Annotated in this window: 22 protein-coding genes and 1 riboswitch; of the genes, 12 read left to right on the top strand and 10 right to left on the bottom strand. The window is 38.3% G+C overall.

What is annotated here, in order from left to right:
- The first annotated feature begins 159 nt into the window (after window positions 1–159).
- Window positions 160–771: a hypothetical protein gene (locus G5W_RS0114200; RefSeq protein WP_010097680.1), complete on the top strand. Its 612-nt coding sequence runs from the start codon at window positions 160–162 to the stop codon at window positions 769–771.
- Between the two features lie 48 nt (window positions 772–819).
- On the opposite strand, the gene G5W_RS0114195 is transcribed toward G5W_RS0114200, so the two are convergent.
- From G5W_RS0114195 to rarD, 6 genes are all read right to left on the bottom strand, one after another.
- Complete coding sequence (locus tag G5W_RS0114195) at window positions 820–1,452, bottom strand: YpmS family protein (protein WP_010097679.1); 633 nt, start codon at window positions 1,450–1,452, stop codon at window positions 820–822.
- 19 nt (window positions 1,453–1,471) lie between these two features.
- Entirely contained in the window at window positions 1,472–2,344 is an 873-nt protein-coding gene (locus G5W_RS0114190; protein ID WP_010097678.1) for an SGNH/GDSL hydrolase family protein, read from the bottom strand.
- Between the two features lie 212 nt (window positions 2,345–2,556).
- A complete protein-coding gene (locus G5W_RS0114185) occupies window positions 2,557–3,549 on the bottom strand; it encodes a homoserine dehydrogenase (protein WP_033445704.1) in 993 nt (330 codons plus the stop codon).
- A gap of 16 nt (window positions 3,550–3,565) precedes the next feature.
- Window positions 3,566–4,618, bottom strand: a complete 1,053-nt coding sequence (metX, locus tag G5W_RS0114180; RefSeq protein WP_010097675.1) for a homoserine O-acetyltransferase MetX — start codon at window positions 4,616–4,618, stop codon at window positions 3,566–3,568.
- A gap of 22 nt (window positions 4,619–4,640) precedes the next feature.
- On the bottom strand, window positions 4,641–6,332 hold the full coding sequence (locus tag G5W_RS0114175) for an O-acetylhomoserine aminocarboxypropyltransferase/cysteine synthase family protein (protein WP_010097674.1): 1,692 nt from the start codon (window positions 6,330–6,332) through the stop codon (window positions 4,641–4,643).
- Window positions 6,333–6,429: 97 nt separating this feature from the next.
- Window positions 6,430–6,550, bottom strand: a riboswitch (SAM riboswitch).
- A gap of 74 nt (window positions 6,551–6,624) precedes the next feature.
- The gene (gene rarD / locus G5W_RS0114170) at window positions 6,625–7,536 is read right to left on the bottom strand and encodes an EamA family transporter RarD (RefSeq protein WP_010097673.1); all 912 of its coding nucleotides are present in this window, start codon (window positions 7,534–7,536) and stop codon (window positions 6,625–6,627) included.
- A gap of 328 nt (window positions 7,537–7,864) precedes the next feature.
- Here rarD and megL point away from each other — a divergent pair, with 328 nt between their 5' ends.
- Window positions 7,865–9,064: a methionine gamma-lyase gene (gene megL, locus G5W_RS0114165; RefSeq protein WP_050801679.1), complete on the top strand. Its 1,200-nt coding sequence runs from the start codon at window positions 7,865–7,867 to the stop codon at window positions 9,062–9,064.
- Here megL and G5W_RS0114160 read toward each other — a convergent pair.
- Complete coding sequence (locus G5W_RS0114160; protein ID WP_010097671.1) at window positions 9,024–9,581, bottom strand: Rossmann-fold NAD(P)-binding domain-containing protein; 558 nt, start codon at window positions 9,579–9,581, stop codon at window positions 9,024–9,026. The two genes, megL and G5W_RS0114160, sit on opposite strands and share 41 nt — an antisense overlap.
- A 153-nt stretch (window positions 9,582–9,734) precedes the next feature.
- Here G5W_RS0114160 and cls point away from each other — a divergent pair, with 153 nt between their 5' ends.
- The 7 genes from cls to hutG all read left to right on the top strand — a co-directional run bounded on the left by cls (window position 9,735) and on the right by hutG (window position 19,073).
- Window positions 9,735–11,171 carry a cardiolipin synthase gene (gene cls / locus G5W_RS0114155; protein ID WP_010097669.1) on the top strand — a complete coding sequence of 479 codons (1,437 nt, stop codon included), beginning with the start codon at window positions 9,735–9,737 and terminating at the stop codon, window positions 11,169–11,171.
- Window positions 11,172–11,199: 28 nt separating this feature from the next.
- Window positions 11,200–11,715 carry an acyl-CoA thioesterase gene (locus G5W_RS0114150; RefSeq protein WP_010097667.1) on the top strand — a complete coding sequence of 172 codons (516 nt, stop codon included), beginning with the start codon at window positions 11,200–11,202 and terminating at the stop codon, window positions 11,713–11,715.
- Between the two features lie 277 nt (window positions 11,716–11,992).
- A complete protein-coding gene (locus tag G5W_RS0114145) occupies window positions 11,993–13,414 on the top strand; it encodes an alanine/glycine:cation symporter family protein (RefSeq protein ID WP_010097665.1) in 1,422 nt (473 codons plus the stop codon).
- Window positions 13,415–13,679: 265 nt separating this feature from the next.
- Window positions 13,680–15,200 carry a histidine ammonia-lyase gene (hutH, locus tag G5W_RS0114140; RefSeq protein ID WP_010097663.1) on the top strand — a complete coding sequence of 507 codons (1,521 nt, stop codon included), beginning with the start codon at window positions 13,680–13,682 and terminating at the stop codon, window positions 15,198–15,200.
- A complete protein-coding gene (gene hutU / locus G5W_RS0114135) occupies window positions 15,197–16,849 on the top strand; it encodes a urocanate hydratase (RefSeq protein WP_010097662.1) in 1,653 nt (550 codons plus the stop codon). The genes hutH and hutU overlap by 4 nt, the downstream gene beginning before the upstream one ends.
- Window positions 16,850–16,854: 5 nt before the next feature.
- Window positions 16,855–18,108, top strand: coding sequence for an imidazolonepropionase (hutI, locus tag G5W_RS0114130; protein WP_010097660.1), 1,254 nt, complete (start codon window positions 16,855–16,857; stop codon window positions 18,106–18,108).
- Window positions 18,105–19,073: a formimidoylglutamase gene (gene hutG / locus G5W_RS0114125; protein ID WP_010097658.1), complete on the top strand. Its 969-nt coding sequence runs from the start codon at window positions 18,105–18,107 to the stop codon at window positions 19,071–19,073. Before hutI ends, hutG begins: the two co-directional genes overlap by 4 nt.
- 19 nt (window positions 19,074–19,092) lie before the next feature.
- On the opposite strand, the gene G5W_RS0114120 is transcribed toward hutG, so the two are convergent.
- Window positions 19,093–19,422 (bottom strand): winged helix-turn-helix transcriptional regulator, encoded by a 330-nt coding sequence (locus G5W_RS0114120; protein ID WP_010097656.1) that lies wholly within the window; start codon window positions 19,420–19,422, stop codon window positions 19,093–19,095.
- Between the two features lie 198 nt (window positions 19,423–19,620).
- On the opposite strand from G5W_RS0114120, the gene G5W_RS0114115 reads away from it, so the two are divergent.
- Together G5W_RS0114115 and G5W_RS0114110 are read left to right on the top strand one after the other, a co-directional pair.
- A complete protein-coding gene (locus tag G5W_RS0114115; RefSeq protein ID WP_010097654.1) occupies window positions 19,621–20,862 on the top strand; it encodes an aminopeptidase in 1,242 nt (413 codons plus the stop codon).
- A 138-nt stretch (window positions 20,863–21,000) separates the two neighbouring features.
- Window positions 21,001–21,780, top strand: a complete 780-nt coding sequence (locus tag G5W_RS0114110) for a class I SAM-dependent methyltransferase (protein ID WP_010097652.1) — start codon at window positions 21,001–21,003, stop codon at window positions 21,778–21,780.
- A gap of 313 nt (window positions 21,781–22,093) precedes the next feature.
- On the opposite strand, the gene G5W_RS0114095 is transcribed toward G5W_RS0114110, so the two are convergent.
- Window positions 22,094–22,429, bottom strand: a complete 336-nt coding sequence (locus G5W_RS0114095; protein WP_010097646.1) for a hypothetical protein — start codon at window positions 22,427–22,429, stop codon at window positions 22,094–22,096.
- Window positions 22,430–22,652: 223 nt separating this feature from the next.
- On the opposite strand from G5W_RS0114095, the gene G5W_RS0114090 reads away from it, so the two are divergent.
- Entirely contained in the window at window positions 22,653–23,360 is a 708-nt protein-coding gene (locus tag G5W_RS0114090; protein ID WP_010097644.1) for a DUF421 domain-containing protein, read from the top strand.
- A 28-nt stretch (window positions 23,361–23,388) separates the two neighbouring features.
- On the opposite strand, the gene recQ is transcribed toward G5W_RS0114090, so the two are convergent.
- Entirely contained in the window at window positions 23,389–25,533 is a 2,145-nt protein-coding gene (gene recQ, locus G5W_RS0114085; protein WP_010097643.1) for a DNA helicase RecQ, read from the bottom strand.
- Window positions 25,534–25,641: the final 108 nt, after the last annotated feature.

The following is a 25,641-nucleotide window of genomic DNA, read 5'->3' as shown; positions in this document are numbered from 1 at the left end:
TCAATGTAAAACCTTGATTTCATGCAGATTCACGTTAATTTAATAATATATTTTACAAAATTGTCTTGTATAATTCTTGTTTTTTCGGTAAAGTTTTGATATATCGTTTTTTCATATAGAAAAAAGCTCGGTTTTGTACGTTAGAGTGGAGGGGAAACCATGAGAGAAAGGACTATCTACTTTATCTTTACGGATACTGGAACATACCTTTCAAGAATGATCAACTTGTATACGAATAAGCCCTTGAATCATGTTTCAATAGGATTTGACCATGAATTAAAAGAGGTTTATAGCTTTGGGCGAGTAAATCCTAAGAATCCGTTCAGTGGTGGATTTGTTCGTGAAGATATTAGAGGGGACTTTTTAAAAGATTCAAATAGTGCTGTTTATGCTTTTCAAGTTACAGAACAAGAATATATCGGTATTCGCCATCATATTAAAGAAATAGAAAAGAGGGCGACCGATTATAAATATAATTTTATAGGACTATTAGGTATCGCTTTTAAAATTGAGATTCGTAGAAAAAACGCATTCTTTTGTTCACAATTTGTGGCAACGGTAATGAAGGATACCGATTCTTTTAAACTACCAAAACCAATTAATTTTATAACTCCAGCAGACATCCGAGAACTAAGTGCATTACAATTAATTTATCAAGGTAGATTAGGAGACTATCCAAAGCACCAGCTTGCCGAAGAAGTCTTAGAATCACCGAAACAGTCTCTATTTAATTTAGTAACCCAAAAAGTGAAACAATTTGTTGTACGTTAATCCAAAAAGGTCTATCTCAACTTTAAAGAGATAGACCTTTTTTGAATGTTATTTTTCTAAGAAAGTCTCAATTCCCAATGTTTCATAAGGAATTTTGATTTTGAAGGCTAGATTATTACGCTCTAAGTCCATTTGTTCAACACTAACATGAAAATTACTTTTAATATCCATCTGTGTGACGGCTACATGAATTTCCTCTTCCTTTGGGTTAATATTTACCCAATTTGGTACTGGTAAATATTTATCCATATATTCCATGACCTTCTTATTTGGTAACTCCATCAGTCCCAATGAAATCGATTTTTGCCTCAGAATAACATCACCATTTTCTTGAACAATTGGTTCTAACCTTATAGATATTGGGACTGTTGTAGAAAATACAGGAATCTCCCCAACCAATTCAACATCTTCATCTAGGGTGACACGATACTTATGTTTGGAGTCCTTTAGATATTCATACATATACGCATTAATTAATTCATTCAGGTTCTTTTTAGTTGTTCGTATAATAAACTCAGAGCTATCTTGGGTCGTTTGATGCTCCGAGAAAGGAATATCTGCTTCATTCTTAACTGGCCAGAATATCAAACCAAAGATAATGGTAATAAATACAATGTTGATGAAGAGCAAAGTGAAAAAGGACCACTTCCATTTGTTTATATTCTGTTTATCTTGTTCCATCCTTCTCACCTTCTGCATCTCAATCTTGAACTAAATAGTTTAATATTCTTGCTGCCATACGTTGGTACCCCAATCCATTGGGGTGAAAATGATCACTTGCAAATAGATTTACTTTTGAATCTAGAAATAAATCCTCTGTTGGAATAAAAACAGCCTCAAAATCCTTGGCAACTTTTTCACTAGTATTATTCCAATCGGTAACAATCATATCGAGTTCTTTGATATGCTCGAAATATTGCTGGAATGGATTGTAAAAGCCAATTAAATAGACTGGCACATCAGGATTCAACTCATTTAAAGTAGTCATGATCGTTCGGAGTCTTTTCTCATAATGAAGACGTTCCGTAGCGAAAACCTCGTACGTTATCTCCATAAAATTCTCTTTCAATACTTGCATAATATCATTTGCACCAATAGTGATGAGAATCATATCCGCACCTTTGATAGAGTCTATAATTTCGGGTTGTTTCATTCGATCAATTAAATGAGAAGTTTGACTACCACGTTTACCAAGGTTTTCAAAAGTGGCAATATGCTGATTTTGATTTAAATAGTTATCTAGGATTCCTACATACCCTCCCTGATCAGATGGGTCTCCTACTCCTTGTGTTAGTGAGTCACCAATTGCTACGATTTGGAGTTCATCTTCTAAAAAGGCTTGAGGGATTTGTTGAACAGCGTGTGCTAATTCTTCTGTAAAATTTTCTACACTAGGGGTGCCTTTGTCATTTTCTATTGTTTTATCTGAGTTCTTTTCGAAGAAGTCCTTTTCACCCAGTGGGACATCCTTCCAATAATTGGGTGATGCAGGGAATTCTTTTTGTTGAACACCTATGGTTAAGACAATAATAATAAATAATGTTAATACTAGGATGGTTGTCTTCTTTTTCATGTAAACACACCTATGCTTTGTAAATATCTTACTTAGTTTAATGTATGAATTTCCGAGACATAAATCTACAAACTTCCCGTAGTAGAACGGGAAAAAGTAAAAAACGATTTGAATCACTTTATTATATATACCCATAATTGGGGTTTTTAAAAGTAAGTGGTAAATTTGTCGTGAAAAGAAAAAAACGCCAAAACATTGGCGTTACGATTGCCTTAAGAATAAATAGGACTTATATGAGTAGACAGTCCTGTTCGCAGGATAAAGGTGAGGTCCTCCAGTATGGCGCTTGCTGTTGGAGATGCACCAGCACCTGGTCCAGATAGCATAATTTCCCCTACAATACTACCTTCCAGAATAACAGCATTCTGAACGCCTTCAACACCATATAAGGGATGAGACTCCGGAATAGCAAGAGGTTCCACTCGAGCAGATATATTATCATTTTGTTTCTCTAATACGGCTAACAGTTTGATTCTTTCCCGATTAGCTGTGTGGTTGGCGATGTCTTTACTGGTTATAGTAGAAATTCCTTTACGCTTTACGTAATCCCAATTTGGTTGTTCCTGATATAGTAATAGACTCAGGATCATAAGCTTATAAAAAGAATCATAACCCTCTATATCATTGGTGGGGTTGGCCTCTGCATATCCTAGTTGTTGTGCTTGCTGAAGGGCTTCTTCAAATGAAAGCTTATTATTACGCATTTCAGATAAAATATAATTGGAGGTTCCATTTAGAATGGCGGTAAGTTTACTAATCTGGTTATATTGGAACAAGCGCTTAATGGTATGGATTATCGGAATTCCGCCTGCTGTTGTCGCTTCAAAACCAACCTGGACATTATAAGCATTAGCCAGATGTAACAATTCTTTACCATGAAAGGCAAACATCTCTTTATTGGCAGTAATAATATGCTTTTCTGCTTGGATACTCTTTGTTAAATACGAAAAGGCTGGTTCTCTTCCTATGATGGCCTCAATTACCACATCGATATCGGGGTTATCGAGAATGGTTTGAAAATCATTAGAAATTAACTCTTTTCGTTCAAAGCTATGGTGTTTTTCAGGATGTTTAACAATAATTGTAGCTATATCAATCGTAATTCCGAATTCTTTCTCTATCCGTTTTCGGTTCGTTGTTAGATGGTGGTATACACCTTTACCGACAGTCCCTAGCCCAAGTAACGCAACCCGGATCGTTTTCACTTGATCACTCCTTTGATCAACGATTATTGTTTTCCAAAAAATCACTTACGACAGATCCCCATTTACCATATTCTGTTAGAAAGCCATCATGCCCATAGTTAGTCTGAACGTGATGATAGACAGCATACGGGACCATCTCAGAAAATTCCTTGATAGTAGATGGGTCATAAATTAAATCATTTTCATAACCAATGAACAGAACCCGGCATTCGTACATTTGACTAGCTATCATCCAATTGCCTCTATTCCTACCGATGTCATGGGTGTTCATGGCATCTAATAAATATAAATAACTGTTTGCGTCAAAACGTTGGACTAGTTTTTTTCCTTGGTATTTTAAATAAGAAGTAACGGAAAAGACCTCGTCTGATTTCTGGCGGCTGAATCGCTCTGAAAAAAGTTGGGCACTACGGTAGGTAACCATGCCAATCATTCTCGCTATCTCTAGTCCTTTAAAGTCACTATAATCTTGATAGTAACCATTTTGCCATTCCGGGTCAGCCTTAATCGCCTGTTCAGCTATATAATTAAAGGCTATGCCAAAATCAGATAGTGTTGGGGTTACAGCTAAAGCGATTAGTTTTTTCATGAAAGAGGGATATAGTAGTCCCCATTCAAGCACCTGCATGCCACCTAATGATCCTCCGATGATGGCATGGACTTCTCGTATGTTAAGATGGTTTAGTGCTTCATACTGAGCACGAACTATATCCCGAATAGAAAGAGTTGGAAAGTCAAGTTGATAAGGCTTATTGGTTAATGGATTTATAGATAAAGGGCCAGTGGAACCGTCACACCCTCCAAGAACATTAAACGTTATCACTTGGTATTTCTCTGTATCAATGAATTGCTTTCTACCTACTAAACCATTCCACCATCCAGGTGTTTTTTCATTCCCTATTGTTTTGTGATTTCCAGTAAGTGCGTGGCAAATTAATACAACAGGGGCATCCCAAGGGCCTACTCGTTCATATATTAAGGAGACCCCAGGTAATTCTGTCCCAGATTCTAAAAGGAGTGTTCCAATATCAATCGTTTTTCTTTCAGAGTAAAAAGCATGTATTGCCAAAAGAATCACTCCTTTTTATCTTTTAACCAATATGCAGTGGTTGTTGCTCTATCCCTCTTTCCTTTAATAACTCCTCTAGTAAAGAGCGATTGGGAATAACAGTCAATCCAACGGCTTTTGCGTGTTGGTAAACTGGATCTTGTTGATTAGGGTTTTCTATCCATAGTGCCTTGACTTGTTTATTAATACATTCCTCGATTACCGATGGTGGTAGGTTATCCTTCTCAATGAATACGACGTCTGCAATTGTAGAGTTTGCTAAGTTCGTTATTTCATAACCAAAATTTTCGAGTCTATGAAGGGATTCGCTTCGATAGTCTCCAAGCGTTGCAAAAACCTTTTTACGTAAGGAACCATTTGAACGGTCAAAGGGAGAATGAAGTAACCACTGAATAAAATTCGAATTTGAATCTATCGCTTTTGAAGTTATCGTAGTGGCTGATTCTATCGCTTGTTCTAAATCGTCAATAATATCATCTACAGATTCAATACCAATGGATAGGCGAATCAGATCTTCGGATACACCACTCTTTATTAAATCCTCTGCACTTAATTGCTGGTGTGTAGTCGACGCTGGATGAATGATTAGTGATTTTGCATCTCCTACATTGGCAACATGAGAAAATAGATTAACAGAGTCTATCACCTTACTTCCTGATTCTCGACCGCCTTTAATCCCAAAGGTAATCATCGAACCGTAGCTACCATTCAAGTACTTTTTAGCTAGGCTATGGGAAGGGTGGCTAGGTAACCCAGGGAAGTTAACCCATGCAACTGCTGGATGCTGCTCCAGATATTCAGCTACTGTAATAGCATTAGCACAATGTCTTTCCATCCGTAAATGTAATGTCTCTAGTCCTTGTAGTAGTAGAAAAGCATTTTGAGGACTGAGGCTGGCGCCGATGTCACGTAGTAGTTGTACTCTAAGCTTAGTTGCAAAGGCAGCTGGGCCTACATCCACATAACGGAGTCCGTTATAGCTTTCATCCTGCTCTGTGAATTCAGGAAAGCGCTCCTGATTCCAATCAAATCTTCCACCATCCACAACAACCCCACCAATGGATGTTCCATGTCCCCCAATCCATTTGGTAGCAGAGTGAACGACAATATCTGCCCCCCATGTAAGCGGCTTGGAAAGGAATGGAGTACCAAATGTATTGTCTATGATAAGGGGAATTCCGTATTGATGACTGATAGAAGCTACAGCCTCTACATCAAAGACATTTAAGCTTGGGTTGGTAATAATTTCTCCGAATACGGCTTTGGTCTTGTCGGTAATCGCTTTTTCAATTTCTTCAGGCTTAGTACCGTCCACGAATCTAACAATAATCCCATACTTTGGTAACGTCTTTGCAAATAGATTATAAGTACCACCATATAGATTACTGTCTGCAATAATCTCATCACCGGCTCCAGCGATGTTTAAGATAGCTAATGTAATGGCAGCCATACCAGATGAGGTCCCAACTGCAGCTACGCCATCTTCAAGAAGTGCAACTCTTTGCTCAAATGCATCTACAGTTGGATTCATAATTCGAGAATAGATATTGCCGGATTCCTTTAATCCGAATAAATTTTGTGCGTGCTCCGTATCTCGGAATACATAAGAGGTTGTTTGGTAGATTGGCACTGCTCTTGCCCCGGTAGTGGGGTCAGGAGACTGTCCTCCGTGAAGTAAGGTTGTTTCTGGTCGTTCTACAAAAAAATTGGTCATTTAATTTTCCTCCTTTAATGTAATTGTCTGGAGGGAGAGGGGAAACAAAGAACCCTCTTCCTAAGAAGAGGGTTCGATTATATATACACCGTTCCTCCTCTTATCTTCCAGATCACCATTTGACCTGTAGGATTTAGCACCTTTTAAGGAAAGTTATTCTTTCACCTAAGGTTGCCGGGCTTCATAGGGCCTATTCCCTCCACCACTCTTGATAAGAGATAAAGCTATTTAGTTTTTTTAATATTGAGTATTATATTATCGGTCAATATTGATTATGTCAATAAAAATTCAATTAATTTTCTATATTTCTTATTTTTTGTATTGGGAACTTATAGATGGAACCTAGATATATTAATAGGGCTAACCAAATTAATCCGAATGAAATAAGATGTTCCCTTGAAAAGGTTTCATGATACAAGAACACACCAATCAATAGCATTAACGTTGGTGCGATATATTGTAAAAATCCCACCATGGCTAATGGAATTCGTTTTGTGCCAAATGCAAATAAAAGCAGCGGTACGGCAGTTACGACACCGGCACCCATTAGAAACAGATTATCGTGGGATGCGAAACTCTGTAAGGAGAATGAATTCTCCGATAATGCGATTAGATAAATAAGTGCGAAAGGTGTAATAATCATGGTTTCAATTGTTAATCCATACATTGCTGGAATATCGACCACCTTTTTAAAAAGTCCATAAAGTGCAAAGGTAATTGCTAATAAAATGGAAACCCATGGAAAGACACCATAGCTAACAGTCAAATAAAGCACACCGAGTCCAGCTAGAATAACGGATACAGTTTGGGCTCTCGTTAGCTTTTCCTTTAGGACAATAATGGCTAGTAAAATACTAACAAGTGGATTAATATAGTAACCTAAACTTGCCTGTAGAACATGATCACTATTTACCGCCCATATGTAGATGAGCCAGTTTAAACTAATAATGACAGAAGCCAAAGTAATACTTATTAGCTTTTTTTTATCTCGGAAGATAATCTTACATTCTCTTATAAAACCTGGCCACTTACGGACAGATAGAACAATAACTACCATGAAAATAAATGACCAAAGGATACGATGGGCGAGTATCTCCCCAGCAGCAACATGGTCAATGACCTTCCAATATAGCGGAAGGAATCCCCAAATAATATAAGCCCCTGCAGCATAGAGTATACCCAATCTCTCAGAATTTTTATCCATATAATTCCCTTCTTTGTGTTGTGTCGTGAAATGATGTTCGAAAAACTAACTTTCTCTACAAGAAGAAAAACGATCCGCCATTTCCAGAGCGGGGTTTTACGACAATCTAATTGTTTGATTCTCAGGTGTAGATACTTAGTTTCCCCTTCATAGTTTTCATCTGCTTTAAATAAAAACAATTTTAAAACTAAACAAGGAAATAAATCAATGAAAAGGCACTAACAAATAAAAAGAAAACGCTTTCAAAAATGAATATAATAGAATATGATATTACTAGGTAAGTAAGAAAACAGAGGAGGAGAAATGAGTGGCACGCACGTATAAACATATGGAAACATCTGTTATTCATGAAGGATATAATTCAAAGGACATGTTAGGAAGCCTTACGACACCATTGTTTCAAACCTCAACATTTACATTCCAAACAGCCGAGCAAGGAGAAAGAAGATTTGCTGGAGAGGAAGATGGATATATTTATTCCAGATTAGGAAACCCTACAGTTACTATCCTTGAAGAAAGGATTGCTGCACTTGAGAATGGTGAACGTGGTCTGGCCTTTGGATCGGGAATGGCAGCTGTTTCTGCAATTCTTCTTGCGCTAACAAAAGCAAATGACCATGTGCTTTGTTCATCAGGGCTTTATGGATGTACATTTGGACTATTAACCATGATGAAAGAAAAATATAACATTAATCACGATTTTTCTAATATGGAAACAGAAGAAGAAATACGATCCCAGATTAAACCGGAGACGGTTTGTATTTATGTAGAAACACCAATTAATCCGACAATGAAATTAATTGATTTAGAAATGGTTGCACAGGTTGCAAAAGAATACGAAATTCCGGTTGTGGTAGACAATACCTTTGCTTCACCATATTTGCAAAATCCATTAGAACTCGGCTGTGATGTTGTTCTCCATAGTGCAACGAAATATATTGGAGGTCATGGTGACGTAATAGCGGGGCTTGCAGTTGGGAAGAAGGAACTTATAGATGAAGTTGCGACGACAACTTTAAAAGACATTGGTGGAATCATGGCACCTTTTGATGCATGGCTATTATTACGAGGACTTAAGACTTTACCAGTAAGGATGGACCGACATTGTGATAATGCAGAGGAAATTTACAAACGATTAAAAACGCATCCGAATGTACGTAGTGTTTACTATCCTAATGATGATACCCATCCAGATTATGAAATCATGAAGAAACAGATGAAACGTGGTGGTGGTGTGATATCATTCGAAATTATAGGGACGAAAGAAGATGCTCAAGCCTTTTTAAATAATCTAACCTTCTTAAAAATCGCAGTTTCACTGGGGGATGCTGAAACCTTAATTGAACACCCAGCAACCATGACACACGCGGTTGTCCCGGAGGATTCACGCGCCAGTATGGGAATTACCGATCAATTAATTCGGTTATCAGTTGGATTAGAGGCATGGCAAGATATTTGGCATGACTTAGAGCAAGCGCTTGATAAAATTAACTCGGACGCTTACTCCAAGGTCTTAAAGTCCCGATAACTGTTTCTTTATAATCACGTTTGATAACTTTAATAATGCCACCTGCAATTTCATCATGTGTAAGCCATCTGGAGTGTTGATCATCCAGTACGAAACCTAAATAGACACGTCTGTATTCACACATTTTGGGTACAGTCGTGTTTTCTTTTACAAAAAAGGAGGAGCTACCCTGTACATGAATTAGTTTCCATGGCTCATTTCGATATTGAACCTCTCTTAATACAGTGGGAAGTGCATTTGGTGCTGAATTATGAATCCAGCTAATGATTAAATCTGGATAACAACCATGTTTACGTTTCGCTTCCTGTATGGCGAGTTGAAGTTTTTCATTATCATGATAGTCTACTGTTATGGAATGTAATTGATGCGGATAATTACTTTTCTCCTGCATCAATTCAAATTTTTTGTGATTGCGATGAATGACACAAACCTCATAGCCCTCGCCTGTAAGCCAGTGACATACACCTTCTAACATCCCTGTTCCACCAATAACAAGTGCGAAGTTTTTTTTGCTCACAGTTTCCTCTCCCTTCTGTTATAGTAATAATAGCAAACGGTTATTGAATAATCGCGTTATACAGACGTATCCTATAGAAATAGGAATGGCTTAGTAAGGAATAGTTTCTGTATTATTTTATTTTCTATGAATGAAATAAAGGGGTAATACACTATGGAGATCATACCCTATATTGTGATTGCATTTATGATATTCAATATCGCCCTCGGTTTGTCTATTGTATTCTTAGAACGTAAGGATGCTTCAGCGACATGGGCCTGGTTAATGGTATTATTATTCATACCAGTCATCGGCTTTTTCCTTTACTTAATCTTCGGTAGGCGATTAAGTGGGAAGCGGATATTTACTTGGGATGCAAAATCCAAATTAGGAGTTAAGACTATCGTACAGTCTCAGTTGAGAGCGATAGAAAATAATGAATTTATTTTTCAGGATCTAGAAGAATTTAAGGACTTATATTATTTGCATCTGCGAAATGACGATGCGATATTAACACAGGATAATCAAGTCGATGTATATGTAAGTGGTGAGAAGAAATTTGCTGCCTTACTAGAAGATATAGAAAGGGCGACTGACCATATTCATCTTCTCTATTACATCATACGCCACGATGAGCTTGGACAGCAAATCGCAAATGTCTTAATGAAAAAGGCTGCTGAAGGTGTTGAGGTTAGGGTCCTATATGATGCACTTGGTACTAGGTATTTACGACCGAGTTATTTACGTAAGCTCAGAAAAGCAGGGGTCGAATTAGAAGCGTTCTTTCCATCATTTATTCCGAAAATTAATTTTAAAATTAACTATCGTAACCATAGAAAGTTAGCGATTATCGATGGAAAAGTTGGGTATATTGGTGGTTTTAATATTGGGGATGAATATTTAGGGAAGAGCAAGAAGTTTGGTTATTGGCGAGATACCCATTTGCGAATATGTGGGGCAGCTGTACAAAGTATGCAAACTCGTTTTATTTTGGATTGGAATCAGGCATCGAAGCATGATATTGTGTACGATGAACGTTACTATAATTCCGTTCCTTGTGGCAATGCAGGTGTCCAAATTGTATCAAGTGGTCCTGATTCTGATTGGGAACAAATAAAAAATGGATATATTAAAATGATTATGTCTGCCAAGGAGTATGTCTATATTCAAACACCTTATTTTATTCCAGATGAAAGCTTGCGCGATGCCCTTCGGATTGCTGCTTTATCTGGAGTTGATGTTAAAATTATGATTCCTAATAAACCAGATCATCCTTTTGTCTACTGGGCAACACTTTCATATGCAGGTGATATGCTGGAGGCTGGTGCGGAGGTATATATATACCAAAGAGGATTCTTACATTCCAAAACGATTGTAGTTGACGGGAAAATTGCATCTGTTGGTACAGCAAATATTGACGTGCGTAGCTTCCGTTTAAACTTTGAAGTAAATGCCTTTCTGTATAACCGCCAACTTGCTACCCAACTACTCCATGCATTTAATAAGGATGTTGAGTATTCTACACAGATGACGCAGAAGTTATATAAAAAACGGTCGATTGGAATACGTATAAAGGAATCAATTTCACGTTTAATCTCACCAATATTATAAGAAAGTTATTAAATGGAGTGAATATTATATGGAGAAAAAACCTTGTTCACACTCTTTAGCAGTGAAAACCTCGCATGTATTACCACCAGACACCAATTATCATGGCACATTATTTGGTGGAACGCTAATGTCCCATATTGATGATGTTGCAGCGATTGCTGCTGTTAGACATTGTCGAAAAGCAGTTGTAACCGCATCTACAGATTCGGTCGACTTTTTAGAGCCTGTCAAACAAGGTAATTCAATATGTGTGGAAGCTTTTGTTACGTGGACCCGAAATACATCCATGGAAGTATTTGTAAAAGCTGTGACAGAAGACTTATTATCAGGAGAGAGAAAGGTATGTGCAACTGCATTTTTAACCTTTGTTGCGGTTGATGAGAATCTTAGACCAGTACCAGTGCCGGAAGTATATCCTGAATCAGAGTCAGAAAAGCTTTTACATGAAGGTGCACCATTACGTGCGGAGCGCCGCAGGGAACGTAGAAAATATAACCGTGAGTTTGCAGAGCGTTTCGGAACATCATATCCTTGGAATAAATAGGCATTTTGAAGTAAAATATAATAATGTGTTTTTAGGAGAAGAAGCCTATTTTCATCAGGCTTCTTTCTTTGTTATCGTATAAGTACGTATAAATAGTACTTAATGGTAATGTAAGCGTATTTATTCATGTTAAAGTTACGATTACATAGGAGTCTATTTGCATACATATGACGAATTGCTAAATAAAGTAAGGCTATTCACATGAAGGATATTCGTATAATTGGTTATCCTAAGCAATATGATGTAACGATAGTCTCTAGGAGAAGGGAGATTGAGTATGGAGTTTTTAGAGAAATTAGTAGGTGAAGCGAATGATGTATTATGGTCTTATATACTCATCATCGTATTAATAGGATTAGGTTTATATTTTACCATTCGTACAAAGTTTGTTCAGTTTAGAGATTTTCCAGAGATGCTACGAGTTATTTTTGATAAGCGTGCCATTGATGCTTCTGGAAAAAAAGGGACATCCTCATTCCAAGCTTTCGCAATAAGTGCAGCATCCCGTGTTGGAACAGGTAACCTAGCAGGAGTTGCATCAGCTATTGCGATAGGGGGACCTGGAGCGATATTTTGGATGTGGCTAATAGCGCTGTTAGGAGCTGCCTCAGGATTTGTAGAGAGTACGCTTGCCCAAGTTTATAAAGTACCAGAGAAGGATCAGTATCGTGGTGGTCCAGCTTATTATATGGAAAAAGGGCTGAAAAAGCGCTGGTTAGGTGTTGTTTTTGCTATTATTATTACCTTCACATATGGTCTGGTGTTTAACTCTGTACAGTCGAATACTATCAGCTTGGCGTTTGAAGGTGAGTTTGACGTATCAGGCACAACGATGGCTATTGTTTTAATTGTATTAACCGCTGCAGTTATTTTTGGCGGAGTAAAAAGTATTGCAAATGTATCGCAAGTAATCGTTCCTATCATGGCGATTATCTATCTATTTATTGCCTTTTATGTTGTTTTGATCAATATCGGAGAACTACCAGAGATGTTTTCCTTAATCTTTGCTAATGCATTCGGATTAAGAGAAGTTGCGGGTGGTGGTTTCGGTGCAGCAATTATGTTAGGGATTAAACGTGGATTATTCTCCAATGAGGCTGGTATGGGTAGTGCTCCTAATGCTGCAGCAACAGCTGAGGTAACACACCCTGTTAAACAAGGTTTAATACAAGCTTTGGGAGTATTTTTTGATACTTTATTAATTTGTTCTGCTACTGGTTTTATCATTATTTCAGCAGGTGGTTACGCGGGTAGTGAACTAGATGGAATTCAACTAACTCAAAATGCGTTTACACAGCATATTGGGGAATGGTCTGGCATATTCATTGCAATTGCCATCTTCCTATTTGCCTATAGCTCTATATTAGGAAATTACTATTATGGTGAAAGCAATATCGGCTATATTAAAAACAGTAAAACATGGTTGTTTGTTTACCGATTAGCAGTTCTAGCAATGGTTGCTTTTGGTGCACTTGCTAGCTTTGACTTTGTTTGGGCATTAGCTGATTTGACGATGGCTATCATGGCGTTGATTAACCTTTATGCCATTACGAAGCTATATAAAATCGTCCATCGAGTTTTACAGGATTACAGGGAACAGCGAAAGGCTGGTAAGGATCCTGTGTTTAACAAAGAAATTCTAGATGATACAAGTGGCATTGAATTCTGGGAGCCTGGACAGGTGAAAGGGAAAGAATAGGATATACCAAGCATTCGCTATTTGAGCGAATGCTTTTTTTGTTCATTCGCTGATATATTCTCTTACCTCCGTAGGGTTGATAAAATTACAGAAAACGCTTACAATATAAATAATTAAGAAAAATTAATGAGGTGCATCGAATGAGAAGCATTCACATGCAATTCTATTTCGCATATAGGCATATCGGAGGCTAGGATTATTCCTAAGCCTCTTTTTATTTGTGTACTTTATCTTAGTAGAGCAGCACCACGGAGGAGTGATGGTAATGGTAGTTTTAACTGGTGACACCTTAACATTAGAAGACGTTAGGAGGGTGATATATGAAAAGGAACCAGTCACCTTATGTGAACAGCAGAAGGTGAAAATTGACCAGAATCGCCAAACAGTCGAGCGTCTAATAGCTAATCAACAGGTTATGTATGGGATAAACACAGGTTTTGGCAAATTCAGTGATGTCATTATTGCGGAAAAGGATTTAGAAAAACTTCAGCTTAACCTCATATATTCCCATGCTTGTGGAGTTGGAGAACCATTCGATGAAACGATTAGTAAAGCAATGGTTTTGCTTCGAGCGAATGCCTTATCACGGGGGTTTTCTGGTGTTAGATCAGAGCTCGTCCAAAAACTAATTGACCTTGTCAATGCAGGGATTAATCCAGTTGTTCCTCAGCAGGGTTCCCTTGGGGCAAGCGGTGACCTAGCTCCGTTATCCCATCTTGCTCTCGTACTACTTGGAGAAGGAGAAGTATTTTATCAAGGGAAGCGGATGAACACATCGGAAGCTTTTGAACAGGTCGGTTACCAAGCTATCACCTTAAAGGCAAAAGAAGGGTTAGCACTGATAAATGGAACGCAAGCAATGACTGCCACAGGTGTTATTACCTATTTGGAGTTGGAGAAATTACTGTATCAGAGTGAACTAACCGCGGCCTTAACAATGGAAGGATTGAATGGGATAATGGATGCCTTTGATCCCGATTTACATCTCGTTAGAGGACATCAAGAACAGGTAGAGGTTGCAGCTAGAATGGTGAATTTGCTTCAAGATAGTAAGTTAACAACCAAACAAGGTGAGCTTAGGGTTCAGGATGCCTACTCGCTTCGTTGTATACCACAGGTTATCGGTGCGTGCTGGCAAACAGTAAACTATGCAAAAGAAAAGTTAACTATTGAAATTAATGCGGTTACAGATAATCCACTAATCTTCGCAGACGAGCAAAAGGTAATCTCAGGAGGGAACTTTCATGGTCAACCGATTGCCTTTACGATGGACTTTCTGAAACTTGGTATTGCCGAGTTAGCTAATATATCGGAGCGGAGAATTGAGCGACTTGTCAATCCACAGCTGAGTGATCTCCCTCCGTTCTTAAGCCCAAACCCCGGACTCGAGTCCGGGGCAATGATTATGCAATATAGTGCGGCATCGCTTGTATCGGAGAATAAAACGCTAGCCCACCCGGCGAGTGTGGACTCTATTCCTTCGTCTGCCAATCAGGAGGACCATGTTAGCATGGGAACTATTGCGGCACGTCATGCACTTGCCATGCTACAAAATACAAGAAGGGTTATAGCAATTGAGTTAATTTGTGCCATGCAAGCAGTCGAATATCGTGGAATAGACAAAATGGCGAGGGAAACAAAACGATTCTATGAACGAGCAAGGAAAGTAGTGCCTAGCATAAGGAAGGACAGGGTTTTTGCAAAGGATATTGAAAATCTAACGAGGTGGCTGAAGGAATCAACTGAAAGTGATATAAAATATTCTAATGAAGAGGTGGAGGTATGAACAAGGTGGAAGTTCGTGCAAAGAAAGGATTAGAGCTAGAATGTAAAGGCTGGGAGCAGGAAGCTGCGCTAAGAATGCTATATAACAATCTAGATCCTGAAGTAGCTGAAAAACCTGAAGAATTAGTGGTTTATGGTGGGATAGGGAAAGCCGCAAGAAATTGGGAGGCATTTCATGCGATTGTTCAAACGCTTCGGGATCTAGAAAATGACGAGACTATGCTGATTCAATCAGGAAAGCCTGTTGGTGTATTTAAGACTCACAAACACGCCCCGCGAGTACTGTTATCCAACTCGGTATTAGTTCCTAAATGGGCAAACTGGGAGCATTTCCATGAACTGGATCAAAAGGGCCTCATGATGTATGGACAAATGACTGCTGGTAGCTGGATCTATATTGGTACACAAGGTATCTTACAGGGAACCTATGAGACCTTTTCGGCAGTTGCCAAAAAGCACTTCGGTGGAACGCTAAAAGGAACGATTACATTGACAGCTGGTTTAGGCGGTATGGGAGGTGCCCAGCCATTAGCAGTAACCATGAATGGCGGTGTTGTAATCGCGGTGGACGTAGATATGGATCGAATTGAGAAACGTATTCGAACAAAATACTGTGACGTGATGACCGAAAGTATTGATGAGGCTGTTCAACTAGCAAATGAAGCGAAAGTACAAGGAAAGGCGCTATCCATTGGATTAGTTGGAAATGCTGCAGATGTGCATCATGAACTATTAAAGAAAAACATTCCAATCGATATTATGACAGATCAGACCTCTGCACATGATCCACTGAATGGCTATATACCTATTGGGTACTCCATAGAAGAGGCAGAGGAACTTCGAAAGTCTGATCCCAAAGCCTATACGAAATTAGCGAAACAAAGTATGGCGAACCATGTTGATGCCATGCTTGCCTTCCAAGAGAGAGGTTCGATAGTATTTGACTACGGAAATAATATCCGTCAGGTTGCTAAAGACGAAGGGATTATAAATGCATTTGATTTTCCAGGATTTGTTCCAGCCTATATTCGTCCATTGTTCTGTGAAGGAAAGGGTCCTTTCCGGTGGGCTGCTTTATCAGGAGACCCGGAAGATATTTACCGCACAGATCGATTAGTAAAAGAACTATTTCCCGAAAATGAAGCGTTACTCCGTTGGATTGATATGGCACAAGAACGTGTTGCTTTTCAAGGGCTTCCTTCTCGTATTTGTTGGCTAGGATATGGGGAAAGAGTCAAAATGGGGCTTGCGATTAATGAGCTCGTGAAAAGTGGAGAAATAAAAGCACCGATTGTAATCGGTCGTGACCATTTGGATTGTGGGTCTGTCGCTTCACCTAACCGTGAAACAGAAGGGATGATGGACGGTAGTGATGCGGTTGGAGACTGGGCTATATTAAATGCGCTGATTAATACAGCTGCAGGTGGTTCATGGATATCCTTCCATCATGGTGGCGGTGTAGGAATGGGATATTCTTTACATGCAGGAATGGTTGCGGTAGCAGATGGTACGGAATTAGCAAGAGAACGATTAGAACGAGTATTAACGACAGATCCTGGTATGGGAATTATTCGTCATGCTGATGCAGGATATGAAAAAGCAGAGCAGTTTGCAGATGAACATGATATAACCATACCAATGAGGAGGTAGTCGGCATGCATGTAGATATAATAATTACCAATATAGGCGAGTTATTGCCAATGGATAAAAGAGGTCCTGTAAAAGGATTGGAAATGTCGGAGCTTACTGTCTGGAATAACGCGGCAATCGGTATTAAAGGGGATACAATTGTATGGATAGGTTCGAATGAAGAAGCTACCATTTTAGAAGCATCTCAAATAATAGATGCAAAAGGTAAACTCGTTACCCCTGGACTAGTGGACCCTCATACTCATTTAGTATTTGGGGGTTCCCGTGAAAAAGAACTTGCCCTGAAACAACAAGGAGTCTCTTATTTGGAAATACTGAAACAAGGTGGTGGGATTCTATCAACTGTTAGAGCTACTCAACAAACATCTTATGAGCAACTATTGGATAAGGCGTTATTTCATCTTGACCGAATGGCAATGCTTGGTATTACGACCGTTGAAGCGAAAAGTGGTTACGGACTGGATAGAGAGACGGAACTCAAACAGTTGAGGGTTGTGAAGCAAGCTAACGAGACCCACCCGATAGATATCGTTTCAACTTTTTTAGGTGCACATGCCATTCCACCTGTTTATAAAGAAAATCCGGAAGCTTTTTTAGATGAAATGGCTAGTCTCTTAGATGAAATAAAGGAAGAAAATCTAGCAGAATATGTTGATATATTTACGGAGACAGGCGTATTCTCTATCCCACAATCAAGGCATTACTTGATGAAGGCAAAGGAAAAGGGCTTCGGGTTAAAAATTCACGCAGATGAAATTGACCCACTTGGTGGAACCGAACTTGCAGTGGAACTTGGTGCAATTAGTGGAGATCATTTAGCGGTGACTTCAGATGAAGGAATTCAAAAGCTGGCAAACTCGAATACTATTGGGGTTATTTTACCAGGAACAAGCTTCTATTTAGGAAAGGATGATTATGCAAGAGCACGAGAGATGATAGATGCCGGAGCAGCAATTGCTATCGCTACCGACTTTAATCCTGGAAGCTCGGTAACGGAAAACCTTCAACTTATCATGTCCATCGCAGCACTAAAGTTAAAGCTATCACCAGAGGAAATCTGGTATGCCGTTACAGTTAATGCGGCCAACGCAATAGGGAAGGGAGAAGTTGCAGGGACGATAGCTGTCGGGAGAAAGGCTGATATTGTGCTGTGGGATGCGCCCAACTATTTGTATATTCCATATCATTATGGGGTAAACCATGCCAATACGGTTATGAAACATGGCAAGATTATTTATGAAAGGCAGGAGATAAGGTGAGTGACTTCCGCCATCTGACACCTGCAGGAAAGGCAATATTTAGGGATCGATATACGAAAAAAGCGAAGGAATTATTAATGAATTGGTCTGAGGGAAAAACAGCTAAGTACGGATTGGTTGGTTTACCTTTATCCAAGTCTTCTATTAGTTATTCTGGTGCTGCGTTTGCACCAAGTTCCATTCGGGAAGCTTTGCAAGGCTTTACAACATATTCTGGTGAACAAGCGTTTGATTTAATAGAAGAAATAATAGATTTTGGAGACTTATTGGTGCATCCGACTGATATTGTAGAGAGTCAAAAAAGGTTATATGAAGGTCTTATTGATATTTTTCATTCTGAAGCCTCGGAACATTGGCTTTTATTAGGGGGTGACCATTCTGTAAGCTATTCCGCAATAAAAGCTTTTCAAGAGAAAGTTGAAAAAGTTGGCGTGATACAATTTGATGCCCATCATGATCTTCGCAATACGGAGGATGGTGGACCAACTAATGGTACACCTTTTCGTAGATTGCTAGAGGATGGGATTATAAGTGGAAAACATCTCGTTCAAATAGGAATACGAGATTTTGCGAATGCAAGGAATTATCATATGTATGCAAAGGACCATCATGTAGCAGTCTATACAATGGAGGATGTCCTAACAGATGGAATAGAAGTAATAGTGAGAAATGAGATAGAGCGTTTAGTCGAAGAAGTAGATGCTATTTATTTGTCCGTAGATATGGATGTTCTAGACCAGGCATTTGCACCAGGGTGTCCTGCTATTGGTCCCGGTGGTATGGATACGAACATGCTCCTAAGGGGAGTTAGAGTGGCAGCTGGTTACCCAACCGTCAGAGCAATGGATATAGTGGAAATTGACCCAACTATTGATATCCGGAATATGACAAGTCGTGTAGCGGCATATGTATTGCTTGAATATATGAAAGGAAAAAAGATAGTAACAAATAGCGTGCATGGGTAATCCATGCACGCTACTATTGCTAATCCATTATTTCTTTCACTTCATTCTCTGAAATCCAATCATTCGCCCAATTTTGAATATCCTCAATTACAGGGCGTAATGATTCACCTTTACTAGATAATGTATATTCAATCCTAACAGGAAATTCAGAATAAATATTGCGAACAACAATGCCTTCTTTTTCTAGCATTTTCAAACGATCCGAGAGTAATCTTCCACTGATTGGTAAACTGGATTCCATTTCAGAGAATCGCTTAGGTCCGTCTAGTAATTCAAATAGTATTAGACCAACCCAACGCTTACTAATGATTTGCATTGCTTTTTCAAAACGTGGACATAATTCACTCATGGAGATCACCTCACAATTCGACTAAACGAAAGTATTCATTAGCTTACAAAAAGTAACTATTTAAATTTTAACATATCTTATTCCAACTTGTAAAATACAAGTTTTGTGAAACTAGTGTGTCTAGATTGGATATTTTGTCAATTTGTGAAATAATAACGATAGGCAATTATTTAATTTTTATAATTGGAGGTTTTCTAAATGGTATCCGTACAAATTCAAGAGAAATATGCTGAATTAGCCCTTCGTAAAGGTGTTAATTTACAAAAAGGCCAAGCACTAATGATAAACTCTACAATCGAAGGAGCAGAGTTTACTAAGATTGTAGCCAAAAAAGCTTATGAACTAGGGGCTAAAGATGTACATATTAACTGGGGTGACGATGATTTAACCCTATGGAAATATCAATATGCTCCTGATGAAGTTCTTGGAGATTATCCAGAATGGAAAGTAAAGCTTCATGATATGTATGCAGAAGATGGAGCCGCAGTACTTTCTATTCGCTCCACTAATCCAGATTTACTGAAGGATATTGATCCAACTAAGGTTGCAATGGCTAATAAAGCAGCAGCACAAGCAATGACTAATTTCCGTAAGTACACAATGAATGATAAAATTACGTGGTCCATTATTTCTATTCCAACGGGAGACTGGGCTCAAAAGATCTTCCCGGATAAATCTCGCGAAGATGCTATTGCTAGCCTATGGGAAGCAATTATTAAAATTGTTCGTGTAGACCAAGAAGATCCAATTAAAGCATGGGACGACCATAACGAAACATTAAGAACAGCACGTGAAATCCTGAATGAAAAGAATTATAAAAAGCTTATCTTTAGAGCACCTGGTACAGACCTAGAGATGGAGCTTCCAGAAGGACATATTTGGAAGGGCGGATCTGCTGTTTCGGAAAAAGGTATCACATTCAATCCGAATATGCCAACAGAAGAAGTATTCTCTATGCCACATAAGTATGGTGTAAATGGTACGGTATCCAGTACAAAACCATTAAACTATGGTGGAAGCTTAATTGACAACTTCAGCTTAACATTTAAAGATGGTAAAGTAGTTGACTTTAAAGCAGAAACTGGCGAAGATACATTAAAACACTTGCTAGAAACTGATGAAGGTGCTAGCCGATTAGGTGAAATCGCACTAGTACCACATGAATCTCCTGTTTCTCAATCAGGATTAATTTTCTATAACACTTTATTTGATGAGAATGCTTCTTGTCATATTGCACTTGGAAAAGCTTATCCAACGAATGTCGAAGGTGGATCTGCAATGAGTGATGAGGAACTAGATAAAGCGGGTGTAAATGATAGTTTGACACATGTTGACTTCATGATTGGTTCGGAAAAACTTGATATTGACGGAGTAAAAGCCGATGGTACAACAGAAGCGGTATTCCGTAATGGAACATGGGCACTAGATATTAAAGGATAAAAAGTTAAATGAAAAACTGCTGCGCGATATAGTGTGGCAGTTTTTTCTATGAGTAAATAAAATCCCTCTCTTAGTGCTTATAGTATGATAGGATATAATAAGAATTATTTAAAAATTTTAAATAAGAGAGGCGTAATCATGAATATTGTAAAACATAACAGTTCCGCCTGGGATCGAAAGGTAGAAACGGGTGGTAACTATACAAAGCCTGTTAGTAAGGAAGTGATTGAGAAAAGTAGGGCAGGAGATTGGTCTATAACTGTTACAACAACAAAACAGGTTCCAAGAGATTGGTTTCCAGAGTCACTTAAAGGAGTGAAAATTCTTTGTTTAGCCTCTGGTGGAGGTCAACAGGGTCCAATACTTGCAGCAGCAGGAGCTGACGTTACAGTCGTTGACATATCAGTGAAGCAATTGGAACAGGACCAGTTTGTAGCGAAGCGAGATGATTTGAACCTTGAGACCATACAAGGAAATATGGAAGATCTCCATTTCTTAGAAGATGATGAATTTGATATCATTGTTCATCCGGTATCCAATGTGTTTATCAACGATGTTCAACCAGTGTGGAGAGAGGCTTATAGAGTATTAAAGGATGGTGGGGTACTTATTGCGGGTATCACAAATCCACTATTATATATTTTTGATGATGAGGAAGAGGAAAAAGGTAATCTGGTTGTCAAGCATAAGATTCCATATTCAGACCTGGAAGTATTATCAGAGGAAAAGCTAAAGGAATTTGCACGTTTGAAACGTCCTTTAGAGTTTGGTCATAGTTTAGAAGACCAAATTCAAGGTCAGATAGATGCTGGATTTGTCGTAACAGGATTCTATGAGGATGATTTTGGTGGTGGAAGAATGTTAGACAATCATATCAAAACATTCATTGCAACGAGAGCGATGAAAAGGGATATCTAATGGAGGCGGAGTTGGAACATTGACCTATCAATATGTTAAGCCAACACTAGAGGAAAGCGCTTTAAAGCATCATATTCCTATTAACAAAACAGAGAATTATAAAATACTAGAAAGATAGAATGTAAAAAAGGAGAAATGCGTAATAGCATTTCTCCTTTTTGTATATTAGTTTTTACGGAAATAATCCATAAAAGCTTGCGTAATTTCAAAGCCTTGATAGGAAAGCAACATTATTGCAGTAAATGAGAACATACCCATCATAATCAAACGAGCTATCATCATAATCCTTTTCCTCCTCCTGAAAAGTTGTAAATTAAATTATGTTAGAAGAGGTTGGGATTAGATAATTCCCCTGATAGAAAACAGGATATAACTGGATTAGTCTCTTTATCCTTTTTACAGAATGATAGAAGATAACCGTAATAGTTAATACAAGTCCAAGAAATAGCGCATTCAAGATGGAAGAGATTTTTTGGTTTCCATCTCCGTAGCTTGGATGGGAATCTTCTGATGGCGAAGCGTTCACTAACTCGAATTCTTGGATGTATACTGGATTATCATGTTTTAAATCGAAATTACTTACATGATTACTATAAAAAAATTGACCGACTACAGATAATAGTACAAAAAGGGCAAAGTATTTTTTCATCGGCTACACCCCTTTTTTAATAAGAAAAACTAACACATTCTTAAAAAGAAGAGTGAATGCGAGTTATTCTAAGTAATGTTATTCATTATACACCTTTCCGATTTGGAATAGAAGTTGAAATTTTTCTTGTTTTGTATTTTCTTATTTGGGATAACGACATAATAACCATTTATTTAGCCAAAACTATATTCGTAGTAACGAAATTGTTGGGTGGAGGTATTTCATGGATTTTTTTAGTTCTCAGGAATCATTAACAGCTATGCAATGGATATTAAGAGCGCTTGTTGGGTTTGCATTTTTTGTGATTATTGCCAAGTTGATGGGACAACGGTCTATATCACAAATAGGGCTATTAGATTTTGTGATTGTATTACTTATTGGGAACATCATTGCACATCCATTATCGGATGAAGGTCTAGGATTAGAAGGATCCATGATCACCATGAGTGTAATTTTATTTCTCTATTTACTAGGAGTAGTGTTAAGTTTGTATTTCCCTGGTATTAGAAAAATTTTTATACCATCCCCCATACCATTAATTGAAAATGGAATTATTTTATCAAAAAATTTAAAGAAGGCTAGAATATCGATTGATGTATTGATGGCAGAGTTGAGGAAGAATAAAGCTGCCGATATTAAAAAAGTCTCAGTGGCTTTTTGGGAGCCTGGAGGTACTATTTCTATCTTTTTAAATGCAGAGCATCAAGCTTTAACTCCAACAACCTATGCGAATACACCAAAACCCTTTCAACTTCCTAAAACAGTAGTAAAAGAAAAAAAGATTGATTATAAAGGGTTAGAGCAAATAGGGAAAGATGAAAAATGGTTATTAAATAAGCTTCATAAGGAATATCAGCATCTGGAGTTAAATGATATTTTATTAGCGACGGTAGATGAAAACAACAAGCTTAATTTCTTTTTTTATTCATAGAAAAAGCCGCCATATGGTATATGGCGGACTATTTTAATCCATTCTTTACTAAAACTGCTTTAATCTTCGTATAGTCATATTCCTCAGGTAGTGCTTCTTTTAGTGGCTTTAACTTGGGTTCTTCAACTGTTTCTCTCGCTGCGAGGATTATCTTCTCCTCCTCATCAGTAAAGAAAATATTCCAAGAAATAGGATAACCATCCTGAAATGCTTTAAACAAATGATTCTCTACCGTCATGGTGGTCATGTCACGAATGGCTGCTATGTCTTTTAATGATTTTCCAGATTGAAAAAGCTTATAGCTAACAAGGTGGCTAGGACCCTCCTCTTCCTTTTTCTTATGTCTTGGAGTAGGTGCCCCTCCGGAAATCTTTATCCTTGTTTTTGCTTCAGGATGTGCCAAACGCCATTTTTGTATAACAGCAATAAAAGCCTCTCCGTACTGTTCAAACTTTTTCTCACCAATTCCTTTAATTTCAAGCATATCTCCCTTGGATACAGGGAAATACCTACTAAGCTCTTTAAGTGTTACATCAGAGAAAAGCACATATGGCGGTACGTTAAGCTCATTTGCTAGAGACTTACGCAAGCTCCTTAGCTCTTCAAATAGGTCCTTATAATAATCTTCTTCTTCAGCCGTTGGAATAGGGATTGTGTACATTTCTACTGTCCGTGTCCCTTTTAGTATATCAACGGAATTACGATTTAGCTTCAGTGTTGGGAATTTCCCTTCCTCTGTCGCTAGTAATTGTTCTGCCACTAGAAAGTGGATAAGTTCCGTTAGTTCTTTTTCGGTATAGGCAGACATAATTCCATACGTAGATATTTGGTGTAACTGGAATTCTTGAATTTTCTTATCTTTGGATCCTTTTAATACTTTCGCAGTCATGCTTACTCCGAAACGCTCGCCCATTCGTTTTACACAAGATAATATCATTTGGGCTTCCTCTGTAATATCACTCTTGTCTAGTTTTTCTACACAGTTACTACAACGCCCACAATTTTGATGAGGTGTAGCATCCTTAAAATAATCTAAAATGTAGCTACTTAGACATCCTTGCGTGTGACAATAGTTCACCATCGATTGTAGCTTACGATATTCATTTTGCTTAGCGGCTTCATCCATTAAGGACTGCTCAATTAAGAATTTTTGAAGTTGAATATCCTGTGGGGAAAATAATAAGATACAATCACTAAATTCTCCATCTCTACCAGCTCTTCCAGCCTCTTGATAGTAGGATTCAATATTCATCGGCATGGCGTAATGAATAACATACCGGACATTCGATTTATCTATCCCCATTCCGAAAGCATTCGTGGCAATCATGACATGCTTTTGATCGTGAATAAAGGCAGCTTGTGCTTGTTTGCGAGCTTGCTCGGACATTCCGGCATGGTATTTTGCAACTTCAATTCCGCGACTAGAAAGCTGATCAAAAAGGGCATCTGCTTGTTTTCTTGTAGCGGTATAGATGATCCCCGATTCATCGGTATGTTCTTCTAAGAAAGCTCGAATGTAACTGGAGCGATCCTTTCCCTTCACAATATGAAAGGCAAGGTTATCTCTTGCGAATCCTGTATTGATGACATTGTTATTCTCGATATGTAACAATTCCTGAATATCGGAAATAACTTCTTCGGTTGCTGTTGCGGTTAATGCCATGACAACAGGGATGTTACCAATCTGATTTAAATTTGGGACGATGGAACGATAGCTAGGTCGAAAATCATGTCCCCATTGAGAGATACAATGTGCTTCATCAAAAGCAACTAAAGCGATTTTAATTTTCCTTACAACACGAATGAATCCAGTTGATTCAAATCGCTCTGGTGCCACATATACAAACTTAAACCGTCCATTAGCAATCTCTTGCATACGATTTTCATGTTCTTCTGGTGTTAAGGAACTATTGATAAAGGTTGCGGGGATTCCTAACGCTAGGAGAGAGTCAACCTGGTCTTTCATGAGTGATATAAGTGGGGAAATAATGATAGCTGTCCCTTCCATGGTTAAACCTGGTATCTGATAACAGATTGATTTACCGCCACCTGTTGGCATAACTGCCAGTGTATTTGTTGAATGGACGACTCGATCAATGACTTCCTTTTGACCTGGTCTAAAGGATTCATACCCGAAATAGGTTTTTAATACCTTTTCTTGTTCTAAGATCATGTCTCTCCTCCTCTCATTAGTTTATCCTACCATATATTAAGGGGAGAGACGAGTTGTTAAAATTGGAATTTCCTAAGTTAGAGAGGCTTTATTGTGGAAGAATTATGT

The organism is Ornithinibacillus scapharcae TW25 (assembly GCF_000190475.1).
Classification (GTDB): domain Bacteria; phylum Bacillota; class Bacilli; order Bacillales; family Amphibacillaceae; genus Ornithinibacillus; species Ornithinibacillus scapharcae.
This window is presented reverse-complemented; position numbering and strand designations above follow the sequence as displayed.